The following is a 19,751-nucleotide window of genomic DNA, read 5'->3' on the forward strand; positions in this document are numbered from 1 at the left end:
TCAGCGGGCGCCCGACGACGTCCCGACCGTAGCCGCAGCGCTCACCTCGCCCACGATCACGGCGTCGACGAGCTGCCGCGCCCACGCCAGCACCTCCGCGCCCCGCAGCGGCCGACCGCCGATGCGTGCCGTCGTCGGGAACGGCACGAGGAACGCGCGGATCGCGGGCTTGAGGAGCGTCCCGGGGTAGAGGCGCTTGAGGCGCAGCTGCGCCGACTCGGCGAGGTCGACCGGCGCGAACCGGATGAACTTGCCCTGCGCGGTGACGTCGGTGAGCCCGACGCGGCGCGCGTGGTTGCGGAAGTCGGCGACGTCGAACAGCGCGGACGCGACGTCGGGCAGCGCGCCGTAGCGGTCCACGAGCTCCGCCCGGACCTCGGCGAGCTGCGGCGCGTCGGTCGCGGCGGCGATCTTCTTGTACGCCTCGAGCCGCAGGCGCTCGGTCGCGATGTACGACTCGGGCAGGTGCGCGTCGACCGGCAGCTCGATCGAGATCTCCGGCTGCTCCTCCGGCCCGTCGCCGCGGTAGTTCGCGACGGCCTCCCCCACCATGCGCACGTACAGGTCGAACCCCACGCCCGCGATGTGCCCGGACTGCTCGCCGCCGAGGAGGTTGCCCGCGCCGCGGATCTCGAGGTCCTTCATCGCGACCTGCATGCCCGCGCCGAGGTCGGTGTGGGCGGCGATGGTCGCGAGGCGGTCGTGGGCCGTCTCGGTCAGCGGGCGCTCGGGCGGGTACAGGAAGTACGCGTACGCGCGCTCGCGGCCACGGCCCACGCGACCGCGGAGCTGGTGGAGCTGCGACAGTCCCAGCATGTCGGCACGCTCGAGGATGAGCGTGTTGGCGTTCGAGATGTCGAGCCCGGTCTCGATGATCGTCGTGCAGACGAGGACGTCGAGCTCCTTCTCCCAGAACGCCCGGATGACCTGGTCGAGTTGGTGCTCGTTCATCTTGCCGTGCGCGACGCCCACGCGGGCCTCGGGCACGAGCTCGCGGAGCCTGCCCGCCGTGCGGTCGATGGTCTCGACCTTGTTGTGCACGTAGAACACCTGGCCCTCGCGCAGCAGCTCGCGGCGCAGCGCGGCCGCGATCTGCTTCTCCTCGTACGCGCCGACGTACGTGAGCACGGGGTGACGCTCCTCTGGCGGGGTCGCGAGCGTCGACATCTCGCGGATGCCGGTGACGGCCATCTCGAGCGTGCGCGGGATCGGCGTCGCGGACATCGCGAGGACGTCCACGTTGGTGCGGAGCTGCTTGAGCGTCTCCTTGTGCTCGACGCCGAACCGCTGCTCCTCGTCGATGACGACGAGCCCGAGGTCCTTGAACCGGATGCTGCCGGTGATGAGGCGGTGCGTGCCGATGACGATGTCGACCTTCCCCTGCCGCAGCCCCTCGATCGTCTCCTCCGACTCCTTCGCGGTCTGGAACCGCGAGAGCGCCCTCACCGTCACGGGGAAGCCCGCGTACCGCTCCGAGAACGTCTCGAAGTGCTGCTGGACGAGGAGTGTCGTGGGCACGAGCACCGCCACCTGCTTGCCGTCCTGCACCGCCTTGAACGCGGCGCGGATCGCGATCTCGGTCTTGCCGTAGCCGACGTCTCCGCACACGAGCCGGTCCATGGGGACCGTCTTCTCCATGTCGGCCTTGACCTCGTCGATCGTCGCGAGCTGGTCGGGCGTCTCGACGTACGCGAACGCGTCCTCGAGCTCGCGCTGCCACGGCGTGTCCGGGCCGAACGCGTGGCCCTGCGTCGCCATGCGCGCCGAGTACAGGCGGATGAGCTCGCCCGCGATCTCCTTGACGTGCTTGCGCGCGCGGGACTTCGTCTTGGCCCAGTCCGCGCCGCCCATCTTGTTGAGGCTCGGCGACTCGCCACCCGTGTACTTGGTGACCTGGTCGAGCTGGTCCATCGGCACGAAGAGCCGGTCGCCCGGCTGGTTCCGCTTCGACGACGCGTACTCGATCACCAGGTACTCGCGCGTCGCCGCGTTGCCGCCCGTGCCGAGCGTGCGCTGCACGAGCTCGACGAAGCGGCCCACGCCGTGCTGCTCGTGCACCACGAAGTCGCCCGCCTTGAGCTGGAGCGGGTCCACGACGTTGCGCCGCCGGCTCGGCATCTTGCGCATGTCGCGCGTGCTCGTGCCCGCGCGGCCCGTGAGGTCCGACTCGGAGAAGACGGCGAGGCGCAGCTCCGGCACCACGAAGCCCTTGCCGGCCATCGCCGGCGTGACGGACACGATCCCGCCCTCGGGCTCGGCGTCCAGGCGGGCGACGAGCCGCGCCGGGGTGTCTGCCTCTCCGAGCTGCTCGACCATGCGCTTGGCCGGCCCGTGGCCCTCGGTCGTGAGCACGAGGCGCCAGCCCGCGTGCTGCAGGCCGCGCAGGTCGTCGAGGGCGCGCGACACGTCGCCCCGGTACGACTCGACGTCGCGCGCGCCGATCGTGAAGGTCGGCACGCCCTCGGCGCTCTCCCCCACGTGCGGAGCCGTGGTGCCCGACGACGCGCCCGCGCCGCCCGCGGTCGCCGCTCCCTCGGGTGCCGTGTCCAGGTCGGGGTTGTCGAGGGCGAAGGACGACAGCGTCCACCAGCCCAGCCCGCGGCGCTGGGCGACGGCCCGCACCTCGGCGAACGTCTCGAACGACGCCGCAGACAGGTCGAGCGGCGTCTTCCCGCCCGCGACGGCTCCGGTCCACGCGGCGGCGAGGAACTCCTCGGTCGTCGCGACGAGGTCGTGCGCGCGCCGGCGCACGCGCTCGGCGTCGTCGACGACGAGCAGCGCGTCGTCCGGGACGAGCTCGAGCACCGGCACCATGCGGTCCACGAGCACGGGGGCCAGCGACTCCATGCCCTCGACCGCGACGCCCGCGGCGAGCTTGTCGAGCATCTCGACCGCCCCCGGCAGCTGCTCCACGAGGGCCGCCGCGCGCTCTCGCACCGCGTCGGTGAGGAGGATCTCCCGGCACGGCGGGGCCCACAGGCCGTGCTCGGCGATCTCGAGGCTGCGCTGGTCCGCGACCGCGAACCAGCGGATCTCCGACACCTCGTCGCCCCAGAACTCGACGCGAAGCGGGTGGTCCTCGGTCGGCGGGAAGACGTCGAGGATGCCGCCCCGCACGGCGAACTCGCCACGCCGCTCGACCATGTCCACGCGCGTGTACGCCGCCGCGACGAGACGCTCGGCCACATCGGTGAGGTCCGCCGTCGACCCGCCGTGCAGCTCGACCGGCTCGAGCTCGCCCAGGCCGTCGACGACCGGCTGGAGGAGCGCGCGCACCGGCATGACGAGCACGCGCACCGGACCGGACGGCCCCACCTCGGCGTCCGGGTGCGCGAGGCGCCGGAACACCGCGATGCGCTTGGCCACCGTGTCGGCGCGCGGGCTGAGCCGCTCGTGCGGGAGCGTCTCCCAGCTCGGCAGCACCGCGACGACGTCGGCCAGCTCGTCCGGCAGGTACGCCCGCACGCTCGCCGCGAGCTCGTCCGCGTCACGCCCGGTGGCGGTCACCACCACGAGCGGACGCGATCCCGCCGCCCACCCCGCGCCCGACGGCGCCCGGTCGTCCGCGGTGTCGACCGTCGGCTCGTCGGCGGGACCCGTGGCCCGTGCCCCCGCCATCGCGGCGAGCAGCGGCGGGCGCGCGCCCGCCGGGCCGACCACGTCCGCCTCGCCGCGGGCGCGCACGTGCTCGACCGCCGCCGACGCGGCGGGGTCGGCGAGCAGCGCGGGCAGGATGCCGGTGAGGTTCATGCGGGGTTGTTCCCTCCGAGGACGACGCTGACGGGGCAGCACGAACGGCCCGGACCGAGGCATCCCCGAGGTCGGGGCGCAGGTCCGGGCTCACGTCGTGCTGGACGACGGGGTCCAGCGTACGCCCGGGCACCCACGCGGGCTTTTCACCCGGCGGGACAGGACCGGCCCGGTGACACGGTCCGTGCCGCTCCGCCATGCTCGGGGGGTGCCCTCCACCTCGGAGCCCTCTGCGGCCGGACGAGCCCGGTCCCGCTCCGTCGCGCCGCTCGTGCTGCTCGCGGTCCTCGTCGCGGTCTTCGCCGCGCTCTGGGCGACCTCGCACCTGACGGTCGCGGGCCAGCGGGCGGACGCCGGGGCGTTCCGGACGCTCGCGCCCCTGCACGACGCCGGCCAGGGCGTCGCGGGCGCGCTCCGCCGGGGGCTCCCCGTGGCGTGCGCGGGTCTCGTCGCCGTGCTCGGTGTGGTCGCGCTCGTCCGGCGTGCGTGGCGCGACCTCCTCACGGCCGTGCTCGTCGTGCTCGGCACCGTCGGGATCGCGCTCGGCCTGCGCGAGCTGCTCGTCCGCCCGGATCTCGGTGGCTTCGGCTACGCGCACCAGACGTTCCCCAGCGGGCACGTCGCCGTGGTCGGCGGCCTGTGCGTCGCGGTCTGGCTGCTGTGGCCGTGGCCCGCGTCGCGCGCGGTGGTCGGTGGGGTGGCCCTCGTCGTCACGGCCGTGGCCGCGTTCGCGTCGGTGGTGACCTACGCGCACCGGCCGAGCGACGTCGTCGGTTCCCTGCTGGTGACGGCGGCCGTCACCGTCGCGGTGACGTGGGCGCTCGACGTCCCGCGGAGGCCGGACGAGCGGGTCGCCGCAGCGAGGGCGGCCGCGGCCCCTGCGGCGCCCGGCACCGTCAGCGAGCCGTAGTAGCGAGACCCGCGTAGAGGTCCTCGTAGCGGTCGACGACCCGCTCCCACGTGAAGTCCTCGACCCGGCGGCGCCCGGCGGCGCCAATCCGCTCGGCCCGCGCGGGGTCGTCGAGCAGCCCGAGCACGGCGTCCGCGAGCGCCGCCGTGTCCTGCGGGTCGACGAGCACGCCGTCGACACCGTCGGTGACGATCTCCGGCGGCCCCCCGCGCACCGTCGCGACGAGGGGGCGACCCGACCGCCACGCCTCGAGCACCACGAGCGGCGCGGCGTCGGCGCGGCTCGGCACGACGACGACGTCGGCGCCCGCGAGCCGCGCGGCGACCTCGGGCGGGTCGAGGCGCCCGGGGAGCTCGACGCGGTCCTGCAGGCCCGCCGAGGCGACGCGACGCCGCAGCGACGCGGCCTCGCTCCCGTCGCCGACGACGACGAGGCGGGCCCGGTCGCGCAGCGAGGAGGCGGCGAACGCGTCGACGAGCAGGTCGAAGCCCTTGACGTGCTCGATCCGCCCGACGGCGACGACCACGGGCACCCGCGCGGCCGACGCCGGACGGCCGGGCACGACCGCGGTCGTGGCGTGCTGCTCGACGGCTTCCGGCCCGTGCCCGGCCGTGGGCTGCCCCGCGGACAGGTCGACGCCGTTGGGCACCACCGCGGCGTCCCGCGCGCCGAACCGCACGAGGTCGTCAGCCACGACGCGCGAGCACCCGGTGACCGCACCCGCGACGTCGACCGAGCGCTCGAGCGCGGCGCGCAGCAGGCGCGAGTGGTCGAACACGGCGTGGTCGTCCGCGAACGTCTCCCCGTGCGAGCTCACGACGAGCGGGGTCCGCGTGAGCGTCCGCAGCCCGAGCGCGTACGCCCCGTTCGGGCCGAAGCACTGCACGTGCAGGACGTCCGGCCGGAAGGCCCGGTAGGCCTTGCCCCAGGCGAGCGCCGCGGCGGGCGCGGCGAGCGCGAAGCGCGCCACGTCGCCGGGCCTGCTCGAGGGCTGCGGGGTCGGCAGGTACCGCACGAGGACGCCGTCGACGCGGCGCGTGCCGAGATGCTCGCCGCGGTCGACGGTCCAGACCTCGACGGCCGTGCCGCGTCCGGCCAGCACGCGCGCGACGTGGCGCACGTGCGACTCGACGCCGCCCGTGTGCGGGTCGAAAGAGCTCGTGACGAGAGCCACCCGACGTCGTCCGGCCATGCGCCCCTCGCTCTCCCGCGGGACGGCCCGCGCCCGGTCCACGATCACCCGATCATCACCCGCTCGTACCCGTCCTGCGGGGCGCGGGCCCCACTAGAGTGGGCCACTCTACCGACCGCGCCGGACCGGCCGGACGCCACGTCCCGAGGGGATCCGCCCGATGCCGCAGCTCGTCGTCGCGACCGTCGCGGTCGAGGTTCCCATGGGTGCCCAGGTGTACCAGGAGGAGGTCGCCGCCCGCGCGTCCGCGGCGCTCGCCGACGGTGGCCCGGACGGCACGGGTCCCGGTGCCGAGGGGACCGGCGCCACGCGCGCGTGGTCCGTGGACCGCGCCGTGTTCCGCTCGCTCCGGTCCCCGCTCCCCGGGACGCACCGGCTCCCGCTCGGCCGCCTCGGCGCGGCGAGCCCGGCCCTGCGCCGGGCCGTCGGGCGCGCGGTCTACCCGCGCGGTGCCGTCGTGCACCGCGTGGGGCTGGACCTGCCGCCTCACCCCACCCGTGACGTCGTGGCCGTGCAGGACGTCGTGTCGTGGCGGTACGACGACGAGTCGGCGCCCGTGCGCGCCGCCGCCGAGGAGGTCCGCCGCGCGGCGGCCGTCGTGTGCGTGTCGGAGTTCAGCGCCGACGAGGCCGCCGAGGTGCTCGGCCTGGACGAGCGCCCCGCGGTCGCGTACAACGGCGTCGACCCCGTGTACTTCGGCGCCCGACCGCTCCCGCGCGAGCGGCTCGCCGCGCTCGGCGTGGACGGGCCGTACGTGCTGCACGCGGGTGGCGCGTCGCGGCGCAAGAACCTCGACGAGCTCGCGGTCGCGTGGCGCGCGGTCCGCTCGGCGCGGCCCGACCTCACGCTCGTCATGAGCGGCCCGCCGCACCCGCGCCGCACCGCGCTCCTCGGTGACCTGCCGGGCACGCGCCTCGTGGGGCGGCTGCCCGCCGAGGACATGCCGGGGCTCGTCGCCGGCGCGGCGGCCGTCGTCGTGCCGTCGCGCTACGAGGGCTTCGGGCTGCCAGCGCTCGAGGCGATGGCGGCGGGAGTCCCCGTGGTCGCGGCGCGCACGAGCTCGCTGCCCGAGGTGGTGGGCGACGGCGGCGTGCTCGCCGAGCCCGACGGCGCGAGCATCGCCGAGGCCCTGCTGTGGGTGACGACGCGCGACGCCGAGGTCGAGACCCTGGTCGGCCGTGGCCGCGAGCGTGCGGCCACGTTCACCTGGGAGCGCAGCGCCGCGCAGCACGCCGCGATCTGGCGCGCCGTGGCCCAGCGCGGCTGACCGCACCGCGGTGCGGGTCACCCGCCCGGCTCCCACGCCCGGACCGCGCTGATCGTCGCGATCCAGTCGCTCTCCGTCGCCAGCGGGACGAAGTCCGGGTGCAGGCCGCCGACGATCCCCGTGTAGTTGGCCGCGAGCACCGGCACGTCGCGCTCGGTCGTCATGGGGAGCGAGACGCGCACGGCGGTGACCTCGACGGGGTCGAACGAGAAGAGCGCGACGCGGTCGAGGAACTGGTCGGTCTGCTGCGCGACGTCGCGCCACGCGCCGTCGGGCGTCCGGACGGAGACGGTGTAGTCGCGCAGGCCCGACGTGCAGCACCGGATGCCCGCCGTCGCGACGGCGACGCGGTCGATCGTGCGCGGGCCGTCGGTCGTGACCTCGACCGCGGGCGCCTCGTCGACGGACCCGTCGGCGAGCCGCCCCGAACGCCACGGGTCGCGGATCGCGAAGGTGCCGGTGGTGACGACGTCGGCGTCGCTCGCGTCGTCGTGCGTCGAGGTCGCGGTCGCGGGCCGGCCCTCGAGCACGTCGTCGCCGAACGCCTCGACGGGCGTGACCACGAGCGCGGTGCCGACGGGCGCGAGGAGCAGGACGGGCGCACCGTTCACCGGGACCTCGACACCCCCGGCGGGGACCTCGAGCCCGCGCTCGGCGCCGTAGGGGTCGCGCGCGGTCACGGTGACCCCGCCGCCGGGTGCGGCGAGACGCACGGTCGTCGACAGGTCCTCGCTCCACAGCGCGAGGAGCTCGGCGCCCTCGGACTCCCCGGACCCGGGTGCACGCACGGCGTGGACGCCGGGCGTCCCGGTCTCGACCGCCTCCAGCGGCCCGAAGCCGTCGAGGAACGGCGCGCTCGCCGCGAACGCCGCGCCCGCGGGCTTGAGGTACTGCCCGTACTGCAGCAGCGACCACGAGTTCCCGGCCTCGCCGAACCCGCCCTCCGAGAAGAAGTACGTCCACTCGTCGACGTCCTCGAGCCCGTACCAGAGCAGCTTGCGCGCCACGTCGGCACCGCCCGCCCAGAAGTTCGCGACGCCGTCGGACCACCAGCCCGTCTCGGTGTCCCACACGGAGACGTCCCCGCACGGGCCGACCGCCTCGCGCAGCTCGTCCAGCTCTGCCCCGTCCTCGGAGAAACCCTCCTCCTCCCACGACCGGTTGAACCCGGTGTACGGGTGGATCCCGACGACGTCGAGCGAGTCGCACCCGCCCGCGGCGACGAGGTCGGCCCACCACGCCGGTTCGACGCCGAGCGTGTTCCCCCCGACGACCACGACGTCGCCGGAGGCGTCGCGCGCGCCCGCCGCGAACGGCGCGCCGACCTCGTCCTCGTACGCCGCCGCGTCCTCGTAGCCCGTGTTGTTCGGCTCGTTCCACGGCTGCCAGTACCGGATCTGCGGGGCCCGCTCGTGCACGGCGGCCACGATCTCGCGCGCCCAGCCCTCCCACGTGCCCGCCGCGACCGCGGCCTGCTCGGCCTCCCCGCCCGACCCGAGCTGCAGCGTGAGGATCACGCCCGTCTCCTCCGCGAGCTCGGCCGCGGCGGCTAGCTCGGCGAACGGGTCGACGTCGGCCGGCTCCTCGCCCTCCTGCTCGTCGGGCTCGAACGCCGCGTTCGGCAGGGAGTCCCACACGAGGTCGGCGGCGTCCGGCTCGGCACCGGGGTCGGGCACGATCGCGCCGAAGTCGAGCTGGGTGCGGTGGCTGCCCACGCCGAGCTGGTCCGCGAGCTGCACGCCGCGCAGCGGACCGGCGCCGCCCCAGTCGGCGCCGTCCGCGAGCGCCGCGGGATCGAGCGCGCTGCCCGCCGCGGCGACGGTGTACCGCAGGCACGTGCCCGAGACCGCCTCGCCCGTCGCGGCGTCCACGAGCGCGGCGTCGACCTCGTACACCCCGGGGCGCGTCGGGGGAAGGTCGAGCAGCACGTCGCTGCCGTCCACGGGCAGGTCGACGACGGTCTCCTCGCCGACGACCGGGTCCCACACGCGTGGGTCGCCGCGCACCTGGTACCGCAGCCGGTAGGTGCCCGCGTGCGCGCCCCAGGCGTCGTCGAACGCCGCGACCACGCGGGGCTCGACACCGTCGGGGAAGACGCCGAGAGGCCGGTCGACGAGCAGCCCGGCGCCGAGCCCGAGGCCGCCGAAGAGCTCCTCGTTCGCCGCGTTGTACTTCACCGGCGCGCCGAGCTGGTAGGCCATGCGGTCCGCGGTGATCTCGGTGAGCGCGAACCCTCCGTCCTCGCCGTGCACCAGGACGTAGTAGGGCGAGTCGCCACCGGTGCCGTCGCGCAGCACCGGCGTGCTCTCCCACAGCGCGAACGGCTGCTCGAGGTCCTTGTGCGTGTCGGGCCACACGCCCCGGAACACCCCGTCGCTCCCCCACCAGCGGAACCCCAGGTTCTCGTCCGCGACGACGAGGCCGTCGCCGCTCTCGCCCGTGGACGGACCCGTCGTCATGCCCGTCGTGTCGTCGAGCCACGGCACGCGAGGTACCCCGAACGGTCGCCCGCGGTCCCACGCGGCCCCGAGGTGGAGCGCCGGGTCGTCGCCGTCCGGTCCGACGGCACGGACGTCGAGCGACCGACGGTCGCCCTCGCGCACGTCGGTCTGGACGAGCGCGGTGCCGTCGGGCAGCTGGGCGAGGACCGAGCCCTCCAGCGGCTCGGCGCCGAGGACGTCGCCGTCGGCGGACACCTCGTGCAGCACCTCGCCCGCCTCCTGGACGCCGACGACGGTCCGCCCGTCCACGGTCCAGCGCACCGTGCCGTACAGGTCGAGGAGGTCGCCGGTGGTGTGCTCGCCCTCGGGGATCTTCGCCGTCCAGGTCGTGGACCCGTCGGGCGCGACCTTGAGCAGGTCGCGCCGGTGCATGAGGGTGTCGAGGACGTAGACGCTGCCGTCGGCGTCGACCTCGAACGCGTCGGTCGTGAACGTCTCGCTCGCGCCGTCCCAGTCGAGCTCGACCGGGGTCGTCGCCACGGCGTCGCCGCTCGCGAGGTCGTACCGCGTGGCGGTGTACGTCGCCTCGCGGTCCCACTCGAGCACGTACGCGGACCCGTCGAGCACACGGAAGGTCACGAGCTCGCCGTCGTCGAGCGTGACCACGTCGTCGACGACGGTCCGGACGCCGTCGAGCTCCTCGGTGTCGACGCCGTCGTCGGTGACCTGCTCGAGCCGCGGGAACCCGCACAGCGGCAGGGCGCCGACCTGGGTGACGGGCGCGGACCCCGGGACCGCAGAGGGGGTGAACCCGCCCGACGCGGTCGCCGGGTCGGGAACGGCGCCCCCGGTCGCGCCGCCGCCGATCGCGACGGCGGCGAGGACGCTCACGACCGCGGCGACGACACCGCTCACCGCGGTGATGTCCGCGCGACCGTCGGGCTGCGCGCCGTCCTCGTGCGAAGTCATCCACGCCCCTGCCGTCGTGCAGGCCCCGGCACCGGGTGCCGCTGGGCCGATCGTAGGACCGCGGCGCCCTCGATCCGAGCTTCCGGGCGGACTTTCACCCGCCCTCGGCCGGTCCTGCTCGTGATTCACCCGATGGACCCGGCCGACGGCGCGATCCTGGCGACTATCTTTCATCTGTGCAGGCGACCACGACGGAACCGGCGATCAGCGTCGCGGGGCTGGGCAAGACCTACCGGCTCGGCGCCTTCGGCGAGCGTCCGGCGACCGCGGCTGCGGCGGCGATCCAGTGGATCCGGTCGACGGGCAAGCAGAAGTACACGCTGTTCGAGGCCCTCGACGACGTGTCGTTCGAGGTCCCCCGCGGCGAGGCGCTCGGCATCGTGGGACGCAACGGCGCGGGGAAGTCCACGCTGCTGAAGATCCTCACGCGCGTCACCGCCCCCACGCGAGGGCGCATCGAACTCAACGGCCGGGTCGGGTCGCTCCTGGAGGTCGGGACGGGCTTCCACCCCGAGCTCACGGGCAAGGAGAACATCTACCTCAACGGCGCGATCCTCGGGATGACGCGCAAGGAGATCACCAAGCGCTACGACGAGATCGTCGCGTTCTCCGGCATCGAGAAGTTCCTCGCGACCCCGGTCAAGCGGTACTCGTCGGGCATGTACGTGCGCCTCGCGTTCTCCGTCGCGGCCCACCTCGACACCGAGATCCTCGCGATCGACGAGGTGCTCGCCGTGGGCGACGCCGAGTTCCAGCGCCGCTCGATCCAGAAGATGCGCGAGGCCGCGCAGGGCGGGCGCACGGTGCTGTACGTGAGCCACCAGCTCCAGACCGTCCAGGCGCTGTGCTCGTCCGCGATCCTGCTCGACCGCGGGACGCTCACGTACTCGGGCACCGTCGAGGGAACGCTGCAGGCCTACCGGGACAGCTTCGAGAGCTTCGCCGCCGCGCAGTCCGACCCGAAGAAGCGCCCCGGCAACGGCAAGGTGCGGCTGTCCTCCGTCCGCATGGAGGACGAGTTCGTCAAGTCCTCGCAGGACATCGTGGTCGACTTCGAGGCCCCGGCCAGCAAGAAGCTCATCGGGACCTACTTCGTCTCGATGCACATCAACAACGACCAGGGCACCGTCATCGCGCAGTGCGACTCGCGGCTCGTCGGCAAGTGGTTCGACCCCGAGGAGGCGCAGCGCGGGAGGCTCGTGATCCGGGACCTGTGGCTCAAGCCCGGCCAGTACACGGTCGACGTGTACGCGTGCCAGGCGGGCGTGCTCGACGCCTGGGAGGGGGCGTGGCGCTTCGAGGTGCTGCCCGACCTCCCGTACCCGGAGTTCACGGAGTCGTCGAGCACCGAGAAGGGCATGGTCTTCGTGAACTTCGACTACGAGGGGGTCTGACGTGGAGGACACCGTCCAGCGCACCGTCATCACGCCTCCCGGACGGCTCAACCTGCCGTCGTGGCGCGAGCTGTGGGCAGCCCGTGAGGTCGCGGTCCGCCTCGCGCTGCGGGACATCATCGTGCGGTACCGCCAGACGATCTTCGGAGTCACCTGGGTCATCGCCCAGCCGCTCGTGAGCGCGGGGATCTTCACCGTCGTCTTCGGAGAGATCGCCGGGCTGTCCACGGGAAACGTCCCGACCTTCCTCTTCACCCTCGCGGGCATGCTCGCGTGGAACCTGTTCAACGGCTCCCTCGGTCGCGCCTCGGGCTCGATGGTCGGCAACCAGTCCCTCGTGCAGAAGGTGTTCTTCCCGCGGCTCCTGGTCCCGATCTCCAGCCTCGCGTCGGTCGTGCTCGACTTCCTCGTCGCGCTCGTGCTCGCCGTCGTGCTGCTCTTCGTCTACGGCATCAACCCCGGTTGGGCAGTCCTGCTCCTGCCCGTCTGGGTGCTGCTCATCCTGCTGATCGGGACCGGCGTAGGTCTCGCGGCGGCCGCCTACATGGTCAAGTACCGCGACGTCGGCTACGTGCTCCCCTGGATGGTCCAGATCCTCCTCTACGCGAGCCCTGTCGCCTACGCGCTCTCCTCCGTCCCGGAGAACCTGCGCTGGCTCTTCGACATCAACCCGGTGACGTGGTTCCTCGAGGGTTTCCGCTGGTCCCTGCTCGGCACCGACTTCCCCCCGACGTGGCAGGTCGTGGCCCTCGTGGTCGCCGCCCCGCTGATCTTCCTCACCGGGACGCTCGTGTTCCAGAAGAACGAGCGCGAGTTCGCGGACTTCATCTGATGCGCGTCTCCGCGTACGTCCTCCTCGCCGACCCCAGCTTCCTGCGCGCGAGCCTGCTCGCGTACTACCCCCTCGTCGACCGGGTCGTGCTGTCCTACGACGAGACGAGCACGTCGTGGACGGGCACGCCGCTGCCGGTCGACGAGTGCCTCGCGATCGTCGAGGAGATCGACACGGACGGGAAGTGCGTGCACGCCCCCGGGAGCTTCGCCCGGCTCGACGAGCACCCGCTCGACAACGACACGTACCAGCGCCAGTCGGCCCTCGACGCGGCGTCGGAGGGTGCCAACTGGGTGCTCCAGCTCGACACGGACGAGGTCATGCTGGACCCGGCCGCGTTCCGCGCGTCCCTGGACGCCGCCGAGCGGGCGGGGGCGGGCGGGCTCCACTACCCCGCACGCTGGCTCTACTCGCGCGTCGGGCCGGGGCGCTACCTGGAGTCGAGCACGCGCCTCGGCCGGCCCGCCGCGTCGTACCCCGGGCCGCTGGCGGTGCGCGCCGGCACGACCCTCGCGCACGCCCGCCAGGCCGACGTGCCCCTCTACCGCGTCGACCTGGCGCCGTGGAACACGGACCCGAGCCACCCGCACGACACCGTCGTCCACGAGGTCGTGCGCCCCGACCAGGCCGTGCTCCACTTCTCCTGGGTCCGTCGTCCCGAGGCCATGCGGCAGAAGTTCGGGTGGTCGGGGCACACGGCCCACTACTCGCGCCCGAGCGTCTACGAGTCGTGGGTCGCGCGGTCGCGGCACCCGCGGCGCACCGTGCTGACGTCGCCTCTCCGCCGCGAGGACTGGTTCCGCCTCGTGACCGTCCCCGAGCCGCCGGGAGGCGCGCCGTGAGCCCGACCGTGAGCGTCGTCGTCGTGACGTACGGCCGCCCCGAGAGCGTGCGCGAGTGCCTGGAGCACCTGGAGCGGCTCGACACGCCGCCGCTCGAGGTGGTCGTCGTCGACTCGACCCCCGCGGACACGACGCGGCGCCTCGTCCGCGAGCGGTTCCCCGACGTGCGGCTCCTGCACAGCACGCTCGGGCGCGGCACGACGCCGGAGTCGCGGCAGATGGGCTTCGCCGTCACGCGCGGCGACGTCGTGGCGTTCGTCGACGACGACGCCTACGCGGCGCCGGACTGGCTCGACGAGCTCGTCGCTCCCTACGCAGACCCCGACGTCGTCGCCGTCGGAGGGCGCGCGGACAACGGCATCCCCGGCGAGGAGCACGAAGGCCTCGACCGCATCGGCCGGCTGCTCCCCGACGGCCGCCTCACCGGGAGCTTCGCCGCAGACCCCGGCCGCGTCGTCGAGGTCGACCACCTGCTCGGGGCGAACATGTCGTTCCGCCGCAGCGCCCTGGCGGCCATCGGCGGCATCCGCGGCAACTACCCGGGCACGTGCCTGTGCGAGGAGTCCGACATCTCGCTGCGGCTGCGTGCGACCGGCGGCCGCCTGCTCTACACGCCGCGGGCCGTCGTGCGGCACATGGCCGCGCCGTACGGGATCGGCGGCAAGCGCTTCGACCGGCGCTACCTGTACTACGCCCGCCGCAACCACCTCGTCATGCTCGTGCGGAACTTCGGGTGGCGGGACCCGATCGTGCGCCGGTACGCCCTGACGACCGTCCGCGACCAGCGCGACTACCTGCGTACGACCGCACGGCGCCTCGGGCCGACCAAGTCGGACGGGACGCGCCGCCCCCTGCGCAAGCGGGTCACGGCTCCGGTGGTCCTCACGCGGGCGGTGGCCGAGCTGGCCGGCCTCGCGGCCGGCGTCCCCTCCGCCGTGCGCGCGACGCGGCAGGACCGCGCGGACGGGCTCGCGACCCCATGAACCGGGGGCCGGCCCGCCCGCTCGTCCACGCGATCACGCCGGGCGACCACTTCTCCCCGCGGACCGGCAGCGCCGTCCCGACGGTGGTCGACGGGCTCGCCCGGCACCGGCCCGAGGGCAGCGCGAGGCCGACCGTCCTCGTCGCGCGCGGCACGTACCCGGACCGCTACACGAGCGCGGACGTCGTCGAGTACGCACCACGGCGCTCCCGACGGAGCGACCGGTACCTCGACTCCGCGCTCGCGCGCGTCGGCGCCCCCCGGGTGGCGGCACGCCGCGCGTTCGCCGCCGTCGTCGGTGGCCAGGACGAGTGGACGCCGTCGTTCGTGCTCGCCCACAACGCCCCTGCCATCGTGCCGCTCGTCGGGGCGCGGCACGTCCCCGTGCTGTATGCGCACAACCAGGTGCTGCGGACCTACACAGCCCGCGACGCGGGCCGGACTCTTGCGAACGCCCCGGTGCTGGTGTGCGTGAGCGACTTCCTCGCGGAGCAGGTCCGGGCGCGGCTCCCCCGGGAGCTCGCCGACCGGGTCCGCACCGTCCGCAACGGGGTGGACCCGGCGCTCCTCGACGTCGAGCGCGCGGACCCCGCCGACGAGGGCCTGCACGTCGTGTACGTCGGCCGGGTCATCCCCGACAAGGGCGTGCACGTGCTCCTGGAGGCGGTCGGGGCTCTGGGCCGCGCCGACGTCCGCGTGACGGTCGTCGGACGACCGGGCTTCGACGCCCGGGACCCCCTGACGCCCTACGAGCAGGAGCTCCGGCGCACCGCCGACGGCCTGCGCTCCCCGGTCCGGTTCGCGTCGTTCCTCGCGCGCGACGCATTACCGGCCGTCCTCGCGACCGCCTCGGTCGTCGTGGTCCCCTCGACCTGGCCCGAGCCGTTCGGGCTCACCGCGCTGGAGGGCATGGCGGCCGGCGCCGCCGTCGTCGCGTCCGACGTCGGCGGGCTGCCGGAGGCCGTCGGCGACGGCGGGCTGCTGGTCCCGCCGGGCGACGTCGACCGCCTCGCCGATGCCCTGGACGGTCTGCGCGACGCGCAGACCCTCGGGCAGGCCCAGACGAGGGCGCGAGCCGCCGCGCGCACACGTACCTGGGCGGCGTCCGCGACGCGTCTCGACGAGGTCCTGGAGGCGTACCGATGACGGTCACCGTGCGGGTCGTCGCCCTCGACGAGCTCTCGCCCGCCGACGTCGAGGGCTGGTCCGACCTCGCCTCGCGCGCGGCCGAGCCCAACGCGTTCCTCGACCCGGGCTGGCTCCTGCCCGCGACGCGCTGGTTCCCGGCGGCGGACGACCTACGCGTCCTCCTCGCCGAGGACGCCGACCGGGTTCGCATGGTCCTCCCCCTCGGCGTGGAGCGCGGGTTCCACCGGCTCCCGGTGTCGTACGCGACGACCGCGACCCCGTACCTCGCCCGGAACGCCTCCGTCTGCGCTCCGCTCGTGGACCGCGACGACGCCCGTGGGACCATCGAGGCCGTCCTCGACGCCGCGGGTCGTCGCCGCAGCGGCCTGCCCGGGCTGCTCGAGCTGACGCTGTTCCCTGACGGCCCGCTCCTGGCCACTCTCCTCGACGTCGCCGCGGACCGCCGGCTCCCGGTCCTCGAGCGCTACCGGCTGGAGCGCGCATGCCTCCGGGTCCCCGGCGAGGACCCCGTCGCGCACCTGAGCAAGCGGCGACGCCGGCACGTCCGGCAGGACGCGGCCGCCCTGGCGGAGCGCCTCGGCGGCGAGCTCACGATCGTCGACAACGGCGGCGACCCGGCCGCGACCGAACGTCTGCTGGACCTCGAGGCGTCCGGGTGGAAGGGCGACCGGTCGCGCAAGGGCGCGGCGCAGCGCAACAAGCCGCACCAGCTCGCCTGGTTCCAGGAGGCGACCGACGAGATGCGGCGACGCGGGCGGCTGCACGTCTTCGAGCTCGTGGGAGGCGGCACCACGGTCTACGCGAGCGCGGTGCTCCGTTCCGGCGCCGGTCTCTTCGGCTACCTCGACACCTACGACGAGGCCTACGCGGACCTGGGGCCGGGCGTGATCGGCCGGGTCATGACGCAGGAGCACGTCGCCGCGCGCGGCGACGTCTCCCTCTTCGACCCGTGCATCCACCCCAAGTTCACCGTCCCGTCGACCCTGTACCCCGGACGCCGTGACCTCGTCGGGCTCATGGTCGCCGTCCGCGGACCCGTCGCGCGCACCTGCGTCGGTACGGCGCCCCGGGTCTCGTCCGCCCTGCGACGCCTGCGGCGTCCGCGTCACGCGGCGCACACCTCCGAGGGTTCGCCGCCGGGAGGTGGGTGATGGTCGCGGGTCCGGTGCCGGAGCTGAGCGTGGTGATCGCGGCGTTCGACGCGCGGGAGACGCTGGGCGAGCAGCTGGACGCGCTCGCCGGGCAGGACGTGGGGTTCGCGTTCGAGGTCCTGGTGTGCGACAACGGCTCGCGCGACGGCACGCCCGCGCTGGTGCGCCTCCGTCAGGAGCACGAGCCGTGGCTGCGGCTGGTGGACGCCTCGGCGCGACGAGGGCCGTCCGCGGCGCGCAACATCGGTGCCGGGCACGCGCGGGGCAGGTTCCTCGCGTTCTGCGACGCGGACGACGTGGTGGGCCAGGGCTGGCTGGCCGGGATGCACGCCGCCCTCCAGCACGACGAGTTCGTCACCGGCAGCTGGGAGGGCGACCGCCTCAACAGCGGCAACGGCACGGCGGTGTCGTGGATGGTGGAGAGCGTCTATCGCCTGGACTTCCTCCCGTGGCTCCCGGCCACGGGCGCGGGGACGATGGGCATCCGCCGCGACCTCTTCGAGGAGGCGGGGGGCTTCGACGAGCGGCTGGCCACGAACGAGGACACGGACCTGTCGTGGCGGGTCCAGCTCGCCGGGCACCGCCTGGTGCACCACCCCGAGATCGTGCTCCACGTGCGCAAGCGCGACGGGTTGCGCGCGATCTTCCGCCAGGCCTACGCCTACGGCGCGGGCGACCGGCTGCTGCGCCACCGCTACGCCGACGTCGCCGCCGCCTACCGGCGTCGGCAGGGCCCGCACTCGAGGACGGCGGCACCCGTGCCGGAGCAGCGGCCTGCCGCCGGTGCGGAGGCCACGGCCGGGACTGCCGCGCGGGCGATCGGCGCGGCGCGGCGCGTGCTCGGCAAGGTCGCGCAGGTCCGGAGCCGGAGGGACCTCGCCGACCGGGTGCAGCGCGTCGGGCACGACCTGGGCTTCCGGTTCGGGCGGACCAACACGACCGTCGCGCGCGTCCCCGTCCCTCCGGTCCTGCCCGACCCGTCGTAGCCCGGGCCGAGGCGCCGCGCTCGGCCCGGTCCGACGGGAACCGCTCACGCCGGTGCGCTGGCGCCGCTCAGACCGGTGGCGGGAGCACGGCGGGCACCGGGACCCGCGGTGCGGCGGGGTCGACACGGCCCCACCGATACCCGGCCCTCTCGCCCACACGCCAGACCGTCTCGGCGAGACCGGCCCGGCCGCGCGACAGCTTGTTCCGGACCGTGCGCGCCACGCGGCGGACGGCGACGAGTCCTCCGGCGCCACCGGCGCCGGCGGGCGGTCCCGGGGCCGTGGCGCCCGAGACCGGCGACGCGGCACCGGCGGTGAAGGCGGCGGCGACGTCGGCGTAGCGGTGGCGCAGCAGCCGGTCGCCCGCGCCGTAGGCGTAGGCCTGGCGGAAGATCGCGCGCAACCCGTCGCGCTTGCGCACGTGGAGCACGATCTCGGGGTGGTGCACCAGGCGGTGCCCGGCGAGCTGGACCCGCCACGACAGGTCGACGTCCTCACCGGTCACGAGCGACTCGTCGAAGCCGCCGGCCTCCTCGAAGACGGCGCGTCGGATCCCCATGGTGCCCGCACCGGTGCCGGGCAACCAGGGGAAGAAGGGCTTGGTGACGATCGGGTCGGTCGTCCAGGAGACGGAGGCCCGGTTGCCGCTGTTGAGGCGGTCGCCCTCCCAGCTGCCGGTGACGAACTCGTCGTGCTGGAGGGCGGCGTGCATCCCGGCCAGCCAGCCCTGGCCCACCACGTCGTCCGCGTCGCAGAACGCGAGGAACCTGCCCCGCGCGTGCCCGGCACCGATGTTGCGCGCCGCGGACGGCCCTCGTCGCGCCGAGGCGTCCACCAGCCGCAGCCACGGCTCGTGCTCCTGACGGAGGCGCACCAGCGCGGGCGTGCCGTCGCGCGAGCCGTTGTCGCACACCAGGACCTCGAACGCGAACCCCACGTCCTGCCCGGCGAGCGCGTCCAGCTGCTCGCCCAGCGTCTCCCGCGCGTCGAACGCCGCGATCACCACGCTCAGCTCCGGCACACCCGACCCGACCATCACCCACCCCCCGGCGTGGCCGTCACGACGCCGGCCGCTCGGAACGGGACCTGCTTCGCACCGGACGGTGCTCGCGGAGGAGGCCGCCGACCGTCGACGTGCTGTAACCCTGCGCCACCAGCCCGTCGAGCAGCGTGACGAGCACCCGCGCACGGTCGAAGTGCGGCAGCTCCTGCCCCGGCTCCAGCGTCTCGGGGTCGGCCCGGTCGTCGTGGAGCAGCACGATCCCGCCGGGGAACACGTCGTGGAGGGCACGCCCCGCGATGCGTTCCTCGTCGTCGTGCAGCCAGTCGTGCGCGTCCCCCGACCAGATGACCAGCTCGAGCCCGAGCCCGCGGATCCCCCGTGCCTGCGCCACGGTGTGCCGCCCGTACGGCGGGCGGTAGAGGAGCAGCGGCACGCCGATCACGTCCTCGACGCGTCGCTTGGCGTCGCCGACCCGGCGGACCGCCTCCTCGTCGCCGAGCGCCAGGAGAGACCGGTGGTCCTCGCCGTGCAGCGCGACCTCGTGCCCCTCCGCGACGACCCGCCGCGTCACGTCCGGGTAGCGGTCGACGTGCTGCGCGAGCACGAAGAAGGTGGCGGTCGCGCCGGTCCGGGCCAGGACGTCGAGAAGGCGGGGGGTGTGCTCGGGGTGCGGGCCGTCGTCGTACGTCAGGGCGACGACCCGCTCGGTGGTGTCGACGCAGAACACGCCGAACTCGCGCGCGAGCACGGGCGGCACGGGGAAGGGCGGTACGGCCTGGGACCGGAACGTCCCCCCCGAGGGCCGCGGGTCACGGTCGAGGGCTCCCCGGCGGACGAGCACGGGCCACCGGGCGCGGCTCACGGCGCACCCCCGGCGTCGCGG

Annotated in this window: 14 protein-coding genes; 9 read left to right on the top strand and 5 right to left on the bottom strand. The window is 74.6% G+C overall.

The features are described from left to right. Positions 1-3,750: a transcription-repair coupling factor gene (gene mfd, locus ACMXGY_RS15945; protein WP_483773960.1), complete on the bottom strand. Its 3,750-nt coding sequence runs from the start codon at positions 3,748-3,750 to the stop codon at positions 1-3. Between the two features lie 208 nt (positions 3,751-3,958). On the opposite strand from mfd, the gene ACMXGY_RS15950 reads away from it, so the two are divergent. Beyond that, positions 3,959-4,660: a phosphatase PAP2 family protein gene (locus ACMXGY_RS15950; protein ID WP_483773961.1), complete on the top strand. Its 702-nt coding sequence runs from the start codon at positions 3,959-3,961 to the stop codon at positions 4,658-4,660. Here ACMXGY_RS15950 and ACMXGY_RS15955 read toward each other — a convergent pair. Next, positions 4,647-5,852 carry a glycosyltransferase family 4 protein gene (locus ACMXGY_RS15955; RefSeq protein WP_483773962.1) on the bottom strand — a complete coding sequence of 402 codons (1,206 nt, stop codon included), beginning with the start codon at positions 5,850-5,852 and terminating at the stop codon, positions 4,647-4,649. The genes ACMXGY_RS15950 and ACMXGY_RS15955 overlap by 14 nt on opposite strands. A 160-nt stretch (positions 5,853-6,012) precedes the next feature. Between ACMXGY_RS15955 and ACMXGY_RS15960 the strand changes: the two genes are divergently transcribed. Next, on the top strand, positions 6,013-7,119 hold the full coding sequence (locus tag ACMXGY_RS15960) for a glycosyltransferase family 4 protein (protein ID WP_483773963.1): 1,107 nt from the start codon (positions 6,013-6,015) through the stop codon (positions 7,117-7,119). A 17-nt stretch (positions 7,120-7,136) separates the two neighbouring features. On the opposite strand, the gene ACMXGY_RS15965 is transcribed toward ACMXGY_RS15960, so the two are convergent. Beyond that, positions 7,137-10,529, bottom strand: a complete 3,393-nt coding sequence (locus ACMXGY_RS15965) for a hypothetical protein (protein ID WP_483773964.1) — start codon at positions 10,527-10,529, stop codon at positions 7,137-7,139. 176 nt (positions 10,530-10,705) lie between these two features. On the opposite strand from ACMXGY_RS15965, the gene ACMXGY_RS15970 reads away from it, so the two are divergent. Genes ACMXGY_RS15970 through ACMXGY_RS16000 form a run of 7 tightly spaced genes read left to right on the top strand, consistent with a single transcriptional unit; the run spans position 10,706 to position 17,865 of the window. After that, positions 10,706-11,923, top strand: a complete 1,218-nt coding sequence (locus tag ACMXGY_RS15970; RefSeq protein ID WP_483773965.1) for an ABC transporter ATP-binding protein — start codon at positions 10,706-10,708, stop codon at positions 11,921-11,923. 1 nt (position 11,924) lies between these two features. Next, positions 11,925-12,755, top strand: coding sequence for an ABC transporter permease (locus ACMXGY_RS15975; protein WP_483773966.1), 831 nt, complete (start codon positions 11,925-11,927; stop codon positions 12,753-12,755). After that, the gene (locus tag ACMXGY_RS15980; RefSeq protein WP_483773967.1) at positions 12,755-13,597 is read left to right on the top strand and encodes a glycosyltransferase family protein; all 843 of its coding nucleotides are present in this window, start codon (positions 12,755-12,757) and stop codon (positions 13,595-13,597) included. The genes ACMXGY_RS15975 and ACMXGY_RS15980 overlap by 1 nt, the downstream gene beginning before the upstream one ends. After that, complete coding sequence (locus tag ACMXGY_RS15985; RefSeq protein ID WP_483773968.1) at positions 13,594-14,580, top strand: glycosyltransferase family 2 protein; 987 nt, start codon at positions 13,594-13,596, stop codon at positions 14,578-14,580. Before ACMXGY_RS15980 ends, ACMXGY_RS15985 begins: the two co-directional genes overlap by 4 nt. Next, a complete protein-coding gene (locus tag ACMXGY_RS15990) occupies positions 14,577-15,725 on the top strand; it encodes a glycosyltransferase family 4 protein (RefSeq protein ID WP_483773969.1) in 1,149 nt (382 codons plus the stop codon). The genes ACMXGY_RS15985 and ACMXGY_RS15990 overlap by 4 nt, the downstream gene beginning before the upstream one ends. Then, a complete protein-coding gene (locus ACMXGY_RS15995; protein ID WP_483773970.1) occupies positions 15,722-16,879 on the top strand; it encodes a GNAT family N-acetyltransferase in 1,158 nt (385 codons plus the stop codon). Before ACMXGY_RS15990 ends, ACMXGY_RS15995 begins: the two co-directional genes overlap by 4 nt. Beyond that, positions 16,879-17,865, top strand: coding sequence for a glycosyltransferase family 2 protein (locus ACMXGY_RS16000; RefSeq protein WP_483773971.1), 987 nt, complete (start codon positions 16,879-16,881; stop codon positions 17,863-17,865). Before ACMXGY_RS15995 ends, ACMXGY_RS16000 begins: the two co-directional genes overlap by 1 nt. A gap of 67 nt (positions 17,866-17,932) precedes the next feature. On the opposite strand, the gene ACMXGY_RS16005 is transcribed toward ACMXGY_RS16000, so the two are convergent. After that, positions 17,933-18,901, bottom strand: a complete 969-nt coding sequence (locus tag ACMXGY_RS16005; protein WP_483773972.1) for a glycosyltransferase family 2 protein — start codon at positions 18,899-18,901, stop codon at positions 17,933-17,935. A 22-nt stretch (positions 18,902-18,923) separates the two neighbouring features. Beyond that, positions 18,924-19,730: a polysaccharide deacetylase family protein gene (locus tag ACMXGY_RS16010; RefSeq protein ID WP_483773973.1), complete on the bottom strand. Its 807-nt coding sequence runs from the start codon at positions 19,728-19,730 to the stop codon at positions 18,924-18,926. Positions 19,731-19,751: the final 21 nt, after the last annotated feature.

The sequence above is a fragment of the Cellulosimicrobium sp. G4 BAM 1002 genome, assembly GCF_057126935.1.

Excerpts from the sequence above, each read along its gene's own strand:
- mfd (WP_483773960.1), bottom strand. The coding sequence starts at position 3,750 with ATGAACCTCACCGGCATCCTGCCCGCGCTGCTCGCCGACCCCGCCGCG.
- ACMXGY_RS15955 (WP_483773962.1), bottom strand. The coding sequence starts at position 5,852 with ATGGCCGGACGACGTCGGGTGGCTCTCGTCACGAGCTCTTTCGACCCG.
- ACMXGY_RS15960 (WP_483773963.1), top strand. The coding sequence starts at position 6,013 with ATGCCGCAGCTCGTCGTCGCGACCGTCGCGGTCGAGGTTCCCATGGGT.
- ACMXGY_RS15965 (WP_483773964.1), bottom strand. The coding sequence starts at position 10,529 with ATGACTTCGCACGAGGACGGCGCGCAGCCCGACGGTCGCGCGGACATC.
- ACMXGY_RS15980 (WP_483773967.1), top strand. The coding sequence starts at position 12,755 with ATGCGCGTCTCCGCGTACGTCCTCCTCGCCGACCCCAGCTTCCTGCGC.
- ACMXGY_RS15990 (WP_483773969.1), top strand. The coding sequence starts at position 14,577 with ATGAACCGGGGGCCGGCCCGCCCGCTCGTCCACGCGATCACGCCGGGC.
- ACMXGY_RS15995 (WP_483773970.1), top strand. The coding sequence starts at position 15,722 with ATGACGGTCACCGTGCGGGTCGTCGCCCTCGACGAGCTCTCGCCCGCC.
- ACMXGY_RS16000 (WP_483773971.1), top strand. The coding sequence starts at position 16,879 with ATGGTCGCGGGTCCGGTGCCGGAGCTGAGCGTGGTGATCGCGGCGTTC.
- ACMXGY_RS16005 (WP_483773972.1), bottom strand. The coding sequence starts at position 18,901 with ATGGTCGGGTCGGGTGTGCCGGAGCTGAGCGTGGTGATCGCGGCGTTC.